This window comes from Pedobacter sp. AK013, assembly GCF_014205835.1.
In the GTDB taxonomy this organism is placed as follows: Bacteria; Bacteroidota; Bacteroidia; order Sphingobacteriales; family Sphingobacteriaceae; genus Pedobacter.
In genome coordinates this window covers 1-14246 of record NZ_JACHCQ010000035.1, presented here as the reverse complement: position 1 = coordinate 14246, position 14246 = coordinate 1, and the positions used below count along the sequence as shown (strand labels likewise).

Below are 14246 nucleotides of genomic sequence, written 5' to 3'. Positions count from 1 at the left end.
TCGAAGCACTTTTCCGTAATACCTACAGTTGCTAATACCTTCAATATTCGGAGCTCGATTTAGAATCGTTATTCAAGCGCTTTAAGATTAGTTTTGCTGAGCACTGTTTGATTCTCGCCTACGGACTATCGTGTGGACTACGCGGGAATGACGGATGAGTTAATAGGAACTTGTTTTATGAAACAAGTTCCCTATTTTCACAAAGGATTAACCCAATCCTACTCACTGAACAATTACCATCGTAAGTAATTAATTTTTATTGGGTTTTATAAGCTCAATTGTGCCATCCTTAAGGTGATGAAGTTCAGTTACTTTCACGTTTCTTAAATGTGTTTTTCCAGAGAGTTGGGTATCATGATAAAAGATATACCACTTACCTTTAATTTCAACAATTGAATGATGCGTAGTCCAGCCCTCAACAGGAGTCATGAAAGTACCTTGATATTTAAAAGGCCCCCAAGGACTATCCGATATTGCCGACGCCAGAAAATGAGTGTCGCCAGTTGAATAGGTAAAATAATACTTCCCATTATATTTGTGCATCCAGGCACCCTCAAAAAACCTGCGATCGTGATCTTTTGTAAGAAGCGGTTTGCCTTGCTGATCTAAAATTACAACATCTTTAACTTTCCCATCAAAAGCTGTCATATCCTTGCTTAGTTTTACAACTTTTGCACTTAATGCAGGTTCGTTTTCTTTTCCAGAATCGGTTTTAGAACCATTCGGATCATATTTTCCGTCTTTCCAACGCTGAAGCTGTCCGCCCCAGATCCCACCAAAATACATGTAGCTGCTACCATCAGTATCTGTAAAAACAGCAGGATCAATACTAAAACTTCCATCAATTGGCTCTTTAGCTGCTTTAAATGGGCCAACCGGATCTTTAGCTGTTGCCACCCCTATCCTGAAAACATCATTTTTATCTTTTACAGGAAAATAAAGATAATACATGCCATTTTTATAGGCCGCATCTGGTGCCCATAATTGCCTGCCTGCCCATGGAATATCACGCACAGATAATCCAGGCTCATGAATGGTAACCTTGCCACCTATGCTGTCCATACTAAGAATCCGATAATCCTTCATATCAAAATGATCTCCATTATCATTTTCCTTTACGCCCGATTCTATATCATGCGATGGGTAGATGTAAATTTTACCATTGAAAACATGTGCAGAAGGATCTGCAGTATAAATTTCCTTCACCAATGGCTCAGAAAGGTAGTGTTTTTCTCCGGCCTTTGTAGTTTCGTTTTCCGCTGAACGTTTGTTTTTTTCTTGGCAAGAACTCCCTAATGCAACAATTAGGGCAATTGCCAAAGCAGATTGGCTCTTCATTTTTAGATTCATTTTTATTTATTTTTGGTTAAATACGATTACAGAAAAATTTATCCCATGCTGGGCGCTATAATTTTTATTGTTCATTTATTTGGTTAAAATTTTGCCGCAATTTTTCGCATAAAACGGATTCGAAAACCATAGGCGAGGCAAAAGATAAAACTATATTAAAAGAAGAATTTAGTATGGAAACTTTGAATAATATGATAGCAGAAATGTTGATTATAAACTTAAAAAATCTATATAGAACTCGCTTTTTTTTTTGCTGCGTAATATAATCTGTTATTCAATTGGCTAAATCAGTTTACCTCAAGGTATCAGGCCAGCCTATAAATTTTGATCATATAAGCCTTTTTTATGATGAAAAATGCTACTTCAAATCTGAGGCGTTTAATACTTTAGCTCCGGGTTAAACGATAGAAATTAAATTAATATGAAACAAAACATCACAAACGGAGTACGATATTCGATAAAAATGATAGGCACTGATCTAAATAATGCTGCTATAGAATTTATCAAACCTAAAGCCTACAACAAACTATTGGGAATTGCCCTGTTGCTTGCATCTTTGTTATGCAATAGTGAAAAATCATATGCTCAGGGCCCTAAATTATATGTTTTTCTGAGCTTCGGTCAATCTAATATGGAAGGAAATGCGCCATTCGAACCTCAGGATACAACAGTAGACAATAGATTCAGCGTTCTTCAGGCAGTTGACTGTGTGGAGTTAGGCAGAAAAAAAGGGAATTGGTATACTGCTAAACCACCTTTGTGCCGATGCAAAACTGGTTTAACTCCAATGGACTATTTCGGACGAACACTCCTGGATTCACTTCCCAAAGATGTACGCATAGGAATTATTAATGTAGCGATTGGTGGTTGCAAAATTGAATTATTTGATAAAGATAATTATCAGACCTATACGGCTACTGCACCAGAATGGATGAAGTCGGCTTTAGACGCCTATGGCGGAAATCCGTACGGCCGTTTGGTGGAGTTAGCCAAGATTGCACAGCAATCAGGAATTATAAAAGGTATTCTGTTACATCAAGGCGAATCTAATACCGGAGATCAGGAATGGCCAAAAAAAGTAAAAGTAGTTTATGAGCATCTCATCAGGGATTTAAACTTAAATCCGACATCTACGCCCCTTCTCGCCGGTGAAGTGGTTCACGCAGATCAGGGAGGAACGTGCGCATCAATGAATAAAATTATAGCCACCTTGCCAACAATAATTTCCAATGCACACATCATATCTTCAGCTGGCTGTACCGCTGCGGCAGACCATCTACATTTCAATGCGCAGGGCTATCGCATGCTTGGTGAGCGTTATGCCAAAACGATGCTTTCCCTATTAAAATAATATCAAAAAATGCAGAAAAAAATATTTGGAATATCACTTTTCACTGGCCTACTGTCAGTATTGGCAGCTTTCGCCCAGAATCCGATCGTTCAAACATATTATACAGCTGATCCGGCGCCGATGGTACACAATGGAACCGTTTACCTATACACCTCTCATGACGAAGATGTTACGGTGAAAAACTTTTTCACCATGAACGATTGGCGCTGTTATTCTTCAAAGGATATGGTTAACTGGACTGATCACGGTGCTATTTTATCCTATAAAGATTTTGGCTGGTCGCGCGGTGATGCATGGGCAGGCCAGTGCATCTTCAGAAATGGAAAATTCTACTACTACTTACCTGTAAACCAAAAAAATGGCGGGAATGCTATTGGCGTTGCAATCTCTGACAGGCCGACAGCAGGCTTTAAAGATGCAATAGGCAAGCCCTTACTTTTGGGTTTTGGATATATTGACCCGAGTGTTTTTATTGATGATGACGGGCAGGCTTATCTGTATTGGGGCAATCCTCAATTGTATTATGTAAAACTTAATAAGGATATGATTTCTTATGACGAAAAAGTAGGGATCGTAAAAGTGCCGCTAACCAGGCAAGGATTTGGTGCGAGGAAAAAAGATCCTGAAAAAAGGCCATCTGAATATGAGGAAGGGCCATGGTTCTTTAAACGAAAAAGCAAATATTACCTGCTTTATCCTGCTGGTGGCGTTCCCGAACATTTGGCTTATTCTACCAGCAATGGACCAACAGGGCCTTGGATATATGGGGATACGATCATGAAAGTGATCGAAAATCGCGGTGCATTTACCAATCACCCAGGCTACATCGATTTCAAAGGCCAGTCTTATTTATTTTATCATGATGGAAGTTTGCCAGGAGGCGGAGGCTTCAAACGTTCGGTTTGTATCGAGCCATTCAGTTTTAACCCCGATGGATCGATCCCCAGGATTAACCGTACCAAATCAGGTGTGTTAAAAAGTGTGTCGAACTTGGATCCGTTCAGCCGTGTTGAAGCCGAAACCATCGCATGGTCAGAAGGTGTAAAAACCAATCAGGATAGCTTGACAGGAGCTATTTATGTATCCAATATTGACAATGGAGATTATATCAAAATCCGCAGTATAGATTTTGGCAAAGGCGCAACCAAGTTCGAAGCAACTGTTGCCTCACTATCCTCACAAGGGAATATAGAACTTCGGGCAGACAGCCTAAATGGTAAGCTGCTTGGAAACCTGGAAGTAAAATCAATCAAAAATGCTCAAGAGTGGAAAGCCCAGCTTTGTAAAATAAACCAGATCACTGGTATACACGACCTGTATTTGGTATTTAAAGGTGAGGGTAACAACCTCTTTAATTTTGATTCCTGGCGTTTTATCCGCTGATAGATAAGTTGTTTTTATCACCTTAACATCGCCCAATATCCAAAGCAGCTTCAATCTATTCCACACTTAAGTTTTTCAATAAAACCGCTAGTGTTTTGATTGGGAATATAACGCTAGCGCTGTTGAACTACTAGTGCTATAGAAAAAACAATAAACGTCATTATAACATTTAAAAATATTTCCTAATTTTCAGTTTTTAAAACTGATCTGATAAATCTAAACCAAATAAGCTTATTCCGTTGTGATGAATATCCTCAAATCTTTAACTATGAATTATTTTAAAGGCCTTTTACTGGCAATGGTACTGATTGCGAGCCACTTTATATCTTTTGCCCAAGCCCTTAACGTTACAAGCCCAGATCAGAAATTGATGGTTAAACTATATTTAAATGAGGGTAAACTTTATTACAATGTAACGTTACAGGGAAAAGAAATGATTGAACGGTCTCCTCTGGGGCTTCGTGGAAGTCAGATAGATTTATCATCTGGTCTCAAGCTAACGGGTAAGCAATTACGACAAATTGATGAGCACTACACTGAACCAAAAATCAAGATCAGTAGTGTAAGTTATCAGGCAAATGAACTCATCTGCAAGTTTGAAAACGCCAAAAAGAATCAACTGGAAGTCGTATTCCGCGTAAGCAATAGCGACATTGCCTTTAAATATCAGGTTCCCCAAACTGGTGAGGCCGCAACCTTTGTCATTGAAGAAGAATTGAGCGGATACAAATTCCCGGCAAATACCACTACATTTTTGACACCGCAGGCTACACCCATGATTGGCTGGATGAAAACCAAGCCAAGCTACGAAGAAGAATATACACCCGATCAAGCCATGGGCGTTCCTTCGAAATATGGCTTAGGCTATACTTTTCCCGCCCTCTTCCATTTGGGGAATGAGGGCTGGGTATTGCTTTCAGAAACTGGTGTAAATTCCCTCTACTGTGGTTCCAAGCTAAGCGAAGGTACTAAAGATGGTTATTACAAAATTGCTTTTCCGGAGAAGGGTGAAAATAATGGTATCGGTAGTGCAAATCCAACTATATCATTACCAGGTAATACCCCTTGGCGCATCATTACCGTTGGACGTACACTTAAACCAATTGTTGAAACTACTGTGCCGTTTGATGTTGTAACGCCACAATATACCGCATCAAAAAACTATACCTTTGGCCGATCTACCTGGAGCTGGCTGTTATGGCAAGATGAAAGCATTAATTTCGAAGATCAGAAAAAGTTCATCGATCTTTCTGCAGCTATGGGCTATGAGTTTGTACTGATCGATAACTGGTGGGACAGCAAAATTGGACGGAAAAAAATCGAAGAACTGGTTGCCTATGGAAAAGCGAAAAAAGTTGGTATTTCCTTATGGTATAACTCCAATGGCTTTTGGAACGATGCCCCGCAGGGGCCTAAATATAAAATGAATACAGCTTCGGCTAGAAAACAGGAAATGGCATGGATGCAGCAGATTGGTATAAAAGGGATTAAGGTAGATTTTTTTGGTGGCGACAAGCAGGAGACCATGAAACTCTATGAAGATATTTTAGCTGATGCCAACACCTTTGGCTTAACGGTAATCTTCCATGGCTGCACAATACCCAGAGGCTGGGAAAGAATGTACCCCAACTATGTTGGGAGTGAGGCGGTATTGGCATCAGAGAACCTGATATTCACCCAACATGCAAATGATAACGAGGCCATCAGTGCCAGCCTTCATCCATTTATCCGGAATGCTGTAGGCGCAATGGATTTCGGACCAGTTCTTTTAAATAAACGCCATAACAGGAAAAATGACGGAGGAACAATTAGAAAAACAACAGAAACTTTCCAATTGGCAACCGCCATCCTTTTCCAGAATCCAGTGCAGAATTTTGGCATCACCCCTAATAACCTCACCGACGTTGCACCTCACGTGATCGATTTTATGAAAAATGTGCCTACCACATGGGACAACACTGTTTTTGTTGATGGATATCCCGGGAAATATTGTGTATTGGCACGTTGCCATGGCGATACCTGGTATATTGCAGCCATAAATGCTGAAACTACAGCGAAAACAATCGACATTTCGCTTCCAATGTTATCGGGTACTGATGTTACCTTATACTCAGATGCCGACGATCGTTCACCTCAAATAAAACAGCTGAAATTAAACAAGGCAAAACAATTGAAAGTAAAACTTTTACCAGGCGGGGCAAATGTAATCGTGGCAAAATAAAATAGCTCCCCGGGAGGGGAAGTTTATGAAATTATCCGGCGCGCAGGTTTACAATAGGTATCCTCAAGAACCTTCAATCGACCCATATTTATAGCAATTTTCGCAACAAAACTTAAAAATAGCTCCGCGATTTTCATTGCTCCGGTCATCTTGGAATTATTCAAATAAATAAACAAAGCTAGGTCTGAAAGCTTTTTTGGTATCCCGTTCCTGTTAGTAAAACCATCCTTTGCGAGCCCCAATAGAATTAACGAGGCCTGCTCAAATGGAATATTTCCAGGCTCTATGGTTGTCCGTATCCGACACATGCTCTCAGATCTGTTGTAAAAAAGATGCGTCTCATTAGCCAATATAACGATCTCGTCTCCAGACTTGAGTTGATAACGTTTACCGGCCTTTCCAACTTCCAGTTCGCCTTCCAGGACTTCAAATTTTTCAGAGAATAATGTGTGGTAATGCCAAGGGGTTTTTGCGCCAGGCAGCAGATCACACTCCGCTATTGTAGGCCCACCATCGGCCGCTGAGCGAATTAAATTAAAGGATATTTGTTTGTCGGAACTACTTTTTTTGGTTTTTTGCAATAAAAGTACCGGGCCGGTGATAACGCAGATTGCTATGGCGATCAAATGAGCTATTGCATGCTGCCAATCGCTTCCGTTTTTGCCCATTACAATCATGAAATCTCCCAATGGCACTACAGTTGCCGAGAGCAGTACTATACCCAGAGCCCTTCTTTCCCTCGTCCATACTAAAAACAATAGGAGAATACCTGAAAATAGATCCCTGATGCCTTTGATATAGTGAAAGGAATAATCCTGATTGGTATTAGTGAAGATACCATAGTCGAATTCAGCTTTAACCGGTGAAATCAAAAATCTTAGACCTATAAATAGCAAACCTATTCCGGTCAAAAATGCAATGCTGTAACAAATTCTTGTTGTCATAATATTTATTTTTTAAGTTGACAACAAAGTTATCTGCATCCTTTTCACCTTTCATGCACCTGAGTTAACAATTCATTCTCTGCGCGTATTTCTACTCCGGATACGGCTTAGCGATTGTGGTTTAACGCCCACATAGGAAGCAATATAATATTGTGGGATCCGCTGTAACAGATCTGGATATTCTTTTACAAATTTTTCATAACGAAGCTCTGGTGAATCCGTGTAGAAAGAATTGAGTCCCTGTAAGGTCTTGACAAAAACCTGCTCGATAACAAGCCGCCCGAAACGTTCACCACTTTTGATTGAAGTATAAAATTTTTGAAGATCATTGTATCCGATAACCAATAAAGTACAATCCTCCAGCGCCTGGATAATTTGCCGGGATGGCTGCTGAGGTAGAAAACTTTCATTGTTGCAGACAAAATCAGCTTCTTTGGCAAATCCGTAAGTCTTTTCCTCTCCATCATCGTTAATATAATATCGCATTACGCCGTTTATTATAAATCCAACATTTCGACATACATCACCTTCCTTCAGAAAACAATCGCCCTTCGCATACTTTTTTTTTCACGGAAAAGCCTGACAATGAGTTCTTTTTCATTCTGGTCTACATTTACCGCTTTTTCAATCGTCTGCAACAATATATCCATCATAATATCCTCAAATTGGTTCTTTAAAGATCGTAATTTTTTTTATGCCTTAAATCGCTCCTTTAACATGTTCCGCAACTAAGTTTTACACTGACTAAATGGTATTGTTTTTCGGTGGAATTGGAGAGAGATTGCATTATTTTCGAATCTCGCAGTCTCCCCAAGTTTTTCATAGCAGATTGGTTCGGAGCTCCCGCAGCATTACTTTTGGTGCTTCCAAAATCTGCCTTTTCCTTCGCCTATCCAAGCTATTGCTTCCTGTATCCGTTTTTGCCGCGTTTCATCGGTCTTTGCGCTGCTGATCCATACAATATATTCTTTACGGAATGAATTTGATTTGCTCACATAAACCGCTTTGGCTTTTGGCTCATTGTCCAATGCATCCTGGAAATAATCAGGCGTATCAAGTACTTTAGGTTTATTATCTTCTGTTTTTTCGCGCTTTATCTTCACCCCCTGCTCATTCAATTGCACCGCTTCCTTTATCATATCGATAAATTCCTGATCGGAAGGCAGCTCGTTAACCTTTGTTATTTTACCAAGGAACCGGCTAGTGCCCTTTAGGTTTTTTGCGGCTTTCAATCTTGCATCTCTCATCAGTTCGCCCTTTATAAAGGTGAAAGAACAGTGCGCCTTGTGCGAGGCCATCACACACATGTGGTCTCCCTTGTAATCAAAGTGGGGAATTCCCCATTTGATTGCCTCATCCACATCCGGACAGCTCTCGTGCACAAGCCTACGCCAATGTTCAAGAATGGGCCGGGCAAAATCTGCAGCGTTGGCAATGTAGGCATCAATAGCAGGGTCGTATTTTATTTTTTCCATTTCCGTGTTATTAAGATTGTCCAAATTGGTTCATGTCCATAAATACCAACTCCCACTTGTGTCCATCCAAATCAGCGAAACTATGCTGGTACATAAATCCGTGATCTTTGGGGTCTGCATAAATCCTGGCGCCAAGGGATTCCGCTTTGCTGATAAATTCTTTTACCTCATCTACTGAGCTGGCATCGAGCGCAATGAGCATTTCGGTTTGGCGTTTGGCATCACAGATTTCGGTATCAATAAATGAGCTGAAATAGGTTTCGGTCAGCAGCATCACAAAGATACTCTCACTGATGATCATACAGCCGGCCTGCTCATTGCTAAACTGCTCATTGAAGGAGAAACCCAGGTTTGTAAAAAACTCAATGGATCTGCCTAGGTCTTTTACCGGCAGATTGATAAATATTTTGCTTGGCATAAATTTAAATTTTTCCAGCAAATAACGGCAGAAACGGATTGAAAAGATAGGTTTAAATCTTGGTTTTACAGGTCAATTTAATCCCTTATGCTGACTGCGGAAGGCTGATGGAGAAAACTTGGTGTGCTTTTTAAAGAATTTACCAAAATTAGCCGGGTCAGAAAAATCTAACTGGTAGGCAATCGTGGAAATCTCCATATCAGTATAGCGAACAAGCGATTTGGCCTCAGAAACCAAACGTTCTGTGATAAAAGTCAATGCGTTGCGCCCAGAAACCTGCTTAACAGACCGTGAAAGATAATTTGGAGTCACTGAAAGCAAGGCAGCATATTCTTTAATACTTCGTTTATGGATATAATTGTTTTCAATCAACTGTAGAAAGTCCCGCAACAATAGTTCCGGCCTACCAGTTGGCACCTCATTTTGTTTACTTTCTAATACACAACTCTGCAAATGACACAACAGCCCCAGTAACTTCAATCGTGCTTCCAGGTGGGCATCTTTCTCAGAATGTTCATAAGCGGCAAAAACAGACTCAAAATGTGGGGCTAACTGCCTAAACATCCCGTGATCAAACTTAAACAGGTTGGTGCGATGGGGATCGAACAGCGTGAACTGACGGTGGAACCCTGGCTTAAAAAAAGAAAAAGCATCGGGCTTAAAATAAACCACGTATCCCTCCAGTGCATTATTATGGGTAAAGCTATAAACCAGATTTGGTGAATGGAATACCAAATAGGAATCAGCATCCTGAATGGTCTGCTCTCCGTATTCCACTTTAATTTCACCAGAATTGAAAAGCAGTGCGAAAAAGTAAAACGATCGTTTAAAAGGAGGCCTGTAAACTGGCATCTGACCACCTTCTATCGGCTTCAACCTCAGACAATAAAAATCTGGGTTTGTTGTCCGCTCAGGCCATGGAATGGAAGCTAAAAAATCATTGATTTCTGTATAGTAAGGAAGTATGCCGGTGGTTTTCCTCATGGCTATAAAAAGATTTGGCCAAAAATAATATAAAGATTTTTGAAATCGATACAATCTTACATTATCCTACTACCACACACAAAACCCAACCCGGAGCGTCTTGGTATAAGCGGCATTATACAGATTAAGAAAGAAGAAATAAGTCTTTAACACAAATATGGGAAGAAAATGAATTTAAGAAATATAAAACTAACTAAACAAGTGTCTTTTTCTGAAGGTAAAATATTTCTTTCCACAAGTGAGTATGGTTGTTGATGTTAAATACATCTATATAAAAAACAGGTTGCAGAACCTCGTCTATTTTTTATATTTATTAACTGATCATGAATCAATTTCAATTTACAATATGCTATAAGGGTATTCTTAATTGCATATTATTTATTTTTAGGCTCTGTATTGAAAGCAGTATATATAATGAAATTTAAACCAGGTAAGTCTTTTAAAAACATGAAATTTTTAGGTCTATTTTTAATGCTCCAATGGTCTGTTTGTGCGGGATATGCGCAGACCCTTCAGAAGGAATACACCTTGAGTTCTCCAGATAAAAAACTGGAAATCAAGATACATCAACAGTCTAACGGCAATTATTGCTATAGCTTTTCTGCCAACAACAAATTATTAATAGACAGATCACCAATGGGCTTTGAGACGGTAAAAAATGGCACGATCCCTTCTACAGGATGGATAGTTACCGCCCAAGACCGAAAAACAGTCAACGGTACCTGGAAACCCGTTTGGGGCAAGAGGCAACAAGTTTCTGATCATTATAATGAACTAACAATTAAGCTGTCTTCCGCGATCAACAGTTCAGATAAAATGAACGTAGTGTTGCGGGCATACAATGATGGTGTCGCATTCCGATACCTTATCCCGCAAGAAAGTAAAGTCGAACAAACGGTTCTATCTGAATTTACAGGGTTTAATTTTGCTGGTGATTTTACGGCCTGGTACTATAATTTTGAGCGGCATAATATCGGACCAGAATTACTCTCGCAGGCTGACGGTGAACGAATGCCGGTAATGACCATTAAAGCTAGCGGTAACCAATATATGGCTATCCACGAGGCCTGCTTAGACGAAGGCGAACCGCTTAAATTACGGTCAAAAAAAGGCAACCTTTTATTTTCCGTTACTTCGAAACCGCAGAAACTTCATCCGGGCTACCACTCTGCCTGGAGAGTTATCTTTTTTGGAAACACACCAGGTAAACTGGTTGATTCGCACTTACTGGAATTGTTAAACCCCGACCCTAAAATGGATTTTTCATGGGTTAAGCCGGGTGTGGCACTTTGGGATTGGAGGATAGATGGTGCAGTATGGGAGGGCTTCCACTATGAAATGAACTATACCTCTTGGGTTAAAATGATCGATTTTGCCGCCAAACAAGGCTTTCCCCACCTAGTACTCGATGCCAACTGGTACGGACCGGAATTTTCGAAAGATTCGGATCCTTTAAAAGGTGATAAAGCAAAGGATGTTCAAAATATTATCAGATACGGGAAACAAAAAGGAGTGGGTGTATGGCTCTATTTAAATGATGTGGGTGGAAAAAGATCTCCTATAGAAAAAACATTGGAACAATATCACCAGTGGGGGGCTGCTGGGGTAAAGTATGGTTTTATGGCAGGTAGTCCCGAAGAAAAAAATATCCGGACAAAAATGCTCACCGAACTGTGTGCAAAAAACAAACTGTTGGTTGATTTCCACGATGGGCCGGTCCATCCGTATGGACAGATGCGTACCTGGCCAAATGCTGTTACCCGGGAATACTGTAAAGCACAGCTTGATGGTCGGGATATATTTTATCCCAAAACGTTTGTAACCTCGGCCTTTGTGAATATGATTGCTGGGCCTGTTGATATGAACAATGGGATGTTCGATCTACGCCAAGGAAAAACCACCCGGAAAGATAACAATATGGAAGTTCCTTCAACGGTTGTTTCAGAGGCCGCCCGTACCTTAATCACCTTTTCCGGAGCAACTGTTATTCCCGATATTCCCGAGTATTATGAAAAATATCCTGAACTGCTCAACTTTCTGTCGGCCCAGAAAATGCCCTGGAAGGAAAGTAAAACTTTGGCAGGTGAAATTGGGGAATATATTGTAACCATGCGGCAAGCTTCAAACGGCGTGTACCTGGTAGGTACTGCAACAAACGAAAAGGGAAGGTTACTTCAGATTCCGATGTCTTTTTTACCTCAAGGTACTTTTGTGGCTGAGGTTATAGAAGATGGGGACAATGCAGACTATTTAACAAACCGGGAAACTTACAAGGTAGTAAAGAAGAATATCAGGAGAAATGATGTATTAAATGTTAAACTGGCTGCAGGTGGAGGTGCTTGTATTAAGCTTGTGCTAAAGCAGTAGTAATATCAGAACGGATACACCCGTTGTTTCGTGAAAAGCTATTATTACGAGGAAGCGTTCAGCGTTGGAGCAATCATTCCAAAGGAATTTATTTTGTAAATTCGAAAAAATAATCCTACCGAAGGAATGGCATCATGCACACTGACATCTAATAAAATTGGTTGGCATTTATGTCACACCACAGAACCGATGAAGTACAAAAAAATTAAACCAAATAAAGAATTAGAACCCTTTATTCATTTCTATTGGGAACTGAAAGGAAACGAGCTTGAGAGTCAATGGGAACGGGTTTTTCCAGACGGCTGTGCTGGTGTATTAATGAATTTGGGAAATACCTGTTTGACAGATAACGGATCGGTTTCTATAGACTTTGGAAAAACCTATGTAGTTGGTGCCATGAATTCTTTCAAAGACAGTTTTATTGGCAGTGATACGCATTTATTTGGAGTGTGCCTGAAACCTGCAACTTTTGCCAATTTCTACAGCTATGCTTCACAAAATGAGTTGACTAATGATACTGTTGAATTTGAAAAATCCAATTCATTTAATGTTGATAAAATAGTTGACAACCCTTTCAATTATTTTGATCTTTTTTTTTTCACAAAGAATAAAAAGCAAAAACAACCAACTACAATCAGTTATTAATGATATACATTCTACAAACGGACAAACTAGTATTTACGACCTATCAAAAAGAAATTTCACAACCATAAGGCAACTCGAGCGAAGCTTTAAAAAATACATTGGATTATCACCAAAAGAATATTCAAATATCATCCGCTTTCAGAATGCTTTGAATATCATCAAAAATTCAGATAAAAACCGGAGCTTATTAGACATTGCATTTGAATGTGGTTATTATGATCATTCACATCTTAGCAATGAAATCAAACGAAATACTGGACTTTCACCATCATTACTTTAATTTGTCGCTTTTTTACAAAGTCTGATTGTTGGTCTATAGGTAAATTTGCTGAAACATTAGAATTTAAAGCAGATGCGAAAATTATCACTTTTCATTGCAATGAGCCTGGATGGTTACATTGCAAAACCAAATGACGACCTAAGCTTCCTGAAGCTTGTAGAAAAAGAAGGGGAAGACTATGGCTATGCAGAATTTACGTCTAAAATTGACACCATAATTATTGGTAGAAGAACCTATGACTATGTAGTTAACGAAATTGGAGCATCTCATTATGATAACGGACAACGAGATGTTTACGTTATAACAAGAACTGAAAGACCGAAAGTAGGCAGAACGACTTTTTATACAGGAAACATAACCGAATTGATCAAACAGCTAAAGTCAGAAGACGGAAAAAATATCTATTGTGATGGTGGTGCTGAGGTAATAAATGAATTATTGAAGCACAGCCTAATAGATGAATTTATCATTTCGGTTATCCCAGTTTTATTAGGTAATGGAACAAGCCTATTTAAAGACAGAAGGCCTGAACAAGTCCTAGAATTTATAACCGTAAAAACATTCGAAACTGGATTAACACAACTACATTACAAACGCAAAAAGTAGGTAACGGAGCACCAACAAATGTGTAGATATAGAAACCCTGGTTAACATGATTAAATAATTTTCTTTTTTTATTCTATTTTGGTTCATAGCGTAGTCTTTCGTTTACACATTTAGTATTGATAAGCTGCATCAGTATCTATGTAATAAAGTGATCTTAGTTCAAGTGGTCTTTAGCAAGCCACAATTGTTAAATTTAAACAAAGAAGAGAACTAAGATCATGA

Annotated in this window: 13 protein-coding genes; 7 read left to right on the top strand and 6 right to left on the bottom strand. The window is 39.4% G+C overall.

Translation table 11 applies throughout. The features are described from left to right. Window positions 1-249 precede the first annotated feature (249 nt). On the bottom strand, window positions 250-1338 hold the full coding sequence (locus tag HDC90_RS20405) for a glycoside hydrolase family 43 protein (RefSeq protein WP_184469667.1): 1089 nt from the start codon (window positions 1336-1338) through the stop codon (window positions 250-252). Between the two features lie 433 nt (window positions 1339-1771). Between HDC90_RS20405 and HDC90_RS20400 the strand changes: the two genes are divergently transcribed. The 3 genes from HDC90_RS20400 (at window position 1772) to HDC90_RS20390 (ending at window position 6305) form a co-directional block, all read left to right on the top strand. Next, a complete protein-coding gene (locus HDC90_RS20400) occupies window positions 1772-2701 on the top strand; it encodes a sialate O-acetylesterase (protein WP_255497776.1) in 930 nt (309 codons plus the stop codon). Between the two features lie 9 nt (window positions 2702-2710). Further along, entirely contained in the window at window positions 2711-4084 is a 1374-nt protein-coding gene (locus HDC90_RS20395) for a glycoside hydrolase family 43 protein (RefSeq protein ID WP_184469665.1), read from the top strand. Window positions 4085-4352: 268 nt separating this feature from the next. Beyond that, window positions 4353-6305 (top strand): glycoside hydrolase family 97 protein, encoded by a 1953-nt coding sequence (locus HDC90_RS20390; protein ID WP_221451908.1) that lies wholly within the window; start codon window positions 4353-4355, stop codon window positions 6303-6305. A gap of 23 nt (window positions 6306-6328) precedes the next feature. Here HDC90_RS20390 and HDC90_RS20385 read toward each other — a convergent pair whose 3' ends face one another. The 5 genes from HDC90_RS20385 to HDC90_RS20365 form a co-directional block, all read right to left on the bottom strand. Then, window positions 6329-7249: a DUF4267 domain-containing protein gene (locus HDC90_RS20385; protein ID WP_184469663.1), complete on the bottom strand. Its 921-nt coding sequence runs from the start codon at window positions 7247-7249 to the stop codon at window positions 6329-6331. A 72-nt stretch (window positions 7250-7321) separates the two neighbouring features. Then, window positions 7322-7786 carry a Crp/Fnr family transcriptional regulator gene (locus tag HDC90_RS20380; RefSeq protein WP_255497782.1) on the bottom strand — a complete coding sequence of 155 codons (465 nt, stop codon included), beginning with the start codon at window positions 7784-7786 and terminating at the stop codon, window positions 7322-7324. Window positions 7787-8100: 314 nt separating this feature from the next. Next, on the bottom strand, window positions 8101-8724 hold the full coding sequence (locus HDC90_RS20375) for a YdeI family protein (RefSeq protein ID WP_184469661.1): 624 nt from the start codon (window positions 8722-8724) through the stop codon (window positions 8101-8103). Window positions 8725-8734: 10 nt separating this feature from the next. Then, window positions 8735-9142: a VOC family protein gene (locus tag HDC90_RS20370; RefSeq protein WP_184469659.1), complete on the bottom strand. Its 408-nt coding sequence runs from the start codon at window positions 9140-9142 to the stop codon at window positions 8735-8737. Window positions 9143-9214: 72 nt separating this feature from the next. Continuing rightward, window positions 9215-10126: an AraC family transcriptional regulator gene (locus tag HDC90_RS20365; RefSeq protein ID WP_184469657.1), complete on the bottom strand. Its 912-nt coding sequence runs from the start codon at window positions 10124-10126 to the stop codon at window positions 9215-9217. A 414-nt stretch (window positions 10127-10540) separates the two neighbouring features. Between HDC90_RS20365 and HDC90_RS20360 the strand changes: the two genes are divergently transcribed. The 4 genes from HDC90_RS20360 (at window position 10541) to HDC90_RS20350 (ending at window position 14024) form a co-directional block, all read left to right on the top strand. Continuing rightward, window positions 10541-12493, top strand: a complete 1953-nt coding sequence (locus HDC90_RS20360; protein WP_221451907.1) for a glycoside hydrolase family 97 protein — start codon at window positions 10541-10543, stop codon at window positions 12491-12493. A gap of 189 nt (window positions 12494-12682) precedes the next feature. Next, complete coding sequence (locus tag HDC90_RS25370; protein ID WP_221451906.1) at window positions 12683-13138, top strand: DUF6597 domain-containing transcriptional factor; 456 nt, start codon at window positions 12683-12685, stop codon at window positions 13136-13138. Continuing rightward, a complete protein-coding gene (locus HDC90_RS25785) occupies window positions 13056-13418 on the top strand; it encodes a helix-turn-helix domain-containing protein (protein WP_370576657.1) in 363 nt (120 codons plus the stop codon). The genes HDC90_RS25370 and HDC90_RS25785 overlap by 83 nt, the downstream gene beginning before the upstream one ends. Window positions 13419-13490: 72 nt before the next feature. Further along, entirely contained in the window at window positions 13491-14024 is a 534-nt protein-coding gene (locus HDC90_RS20350) for a dihydrofolate reductase family protein (RefSeq protein WP_184469655.1), read from the top strand. Window positions 14025-14246: the final 222 nt, after the last annotated feature.

Coding starts and splice junctions, on each gene's coding strand:
- HDC90_RS20405 (WP_184469667.1), bottom strand. CDS start 1,338: ATGAAGAGCCAATCTGCTTTGGCAATTGCCCTAATTGTTGCATTAGGG.
- HDC90_RS20400 (WP_255497776.1), top strand. CDS start 1,772: ATGAAACAAAACATCACAAACGGAGTACGATATTCGATAAAAATGATA.
- HDC90_RS20395 (WP_184469665.1), top strand. CDS start 2,711: ATGCAGAAAAAAATATTTGGAATATCACTTTTCACTGGCCTACTGTCA.
- HDC90_RS20390 (WP_221451908.1), top strand. CDS start 4,353: ATGAATTATTTTAAAGGCCTTTTACTGGCAATGGTACTGATTGCGAGC.
- HDC90_RS20385 (WP_184469663.1), bottom strand. CDS start 7,249: ATGACAACAAGAATTTGTTACAGCATTGCATTTTTGACCGGAATAGGT.
- HDC90_RS20375 (WP_184469661.1), bottom strand. CDS start 8,724: ATGGAAAAAATAAAATACGACCCTGCTATTGATGCCTACATTGCCAAC.
- HDC90_RS20370 (WP_184469659.1), bottom strand. CDS start 9,142: ATGCCAAGCAAAATATTTATCAATCTGCCGGTAAAAGACCTAGGCAGA.
- HDC90_RS20365 (WP_184469657.1), bottom strand. CDS start 10,126: ATGAGGAAAACCACCGGCATACTTCCTTACTATACAGAAATCAATGAT.
- HDC90_RS20360 (WP_221451907.1), top strand. CDS start 10,541: ATGAAATTTAAACCAGGTAAGTCTTTTAAAAACATGAAATTTTTAGGT.
- HDC90_RS25370 (WP_221451906.1), top strand. CDS start 12,683: ATGAAGTACAAAAAAATTAAACCAAATAAAGAATTAGAACCCTTTATT.
- HDC90_RS20350 (WP_184469655.1), top strand. CDS start 13,491: ATGCGAAAATTATCACTTTTCATTGCAATGAGCCTGGATGGTTACATT.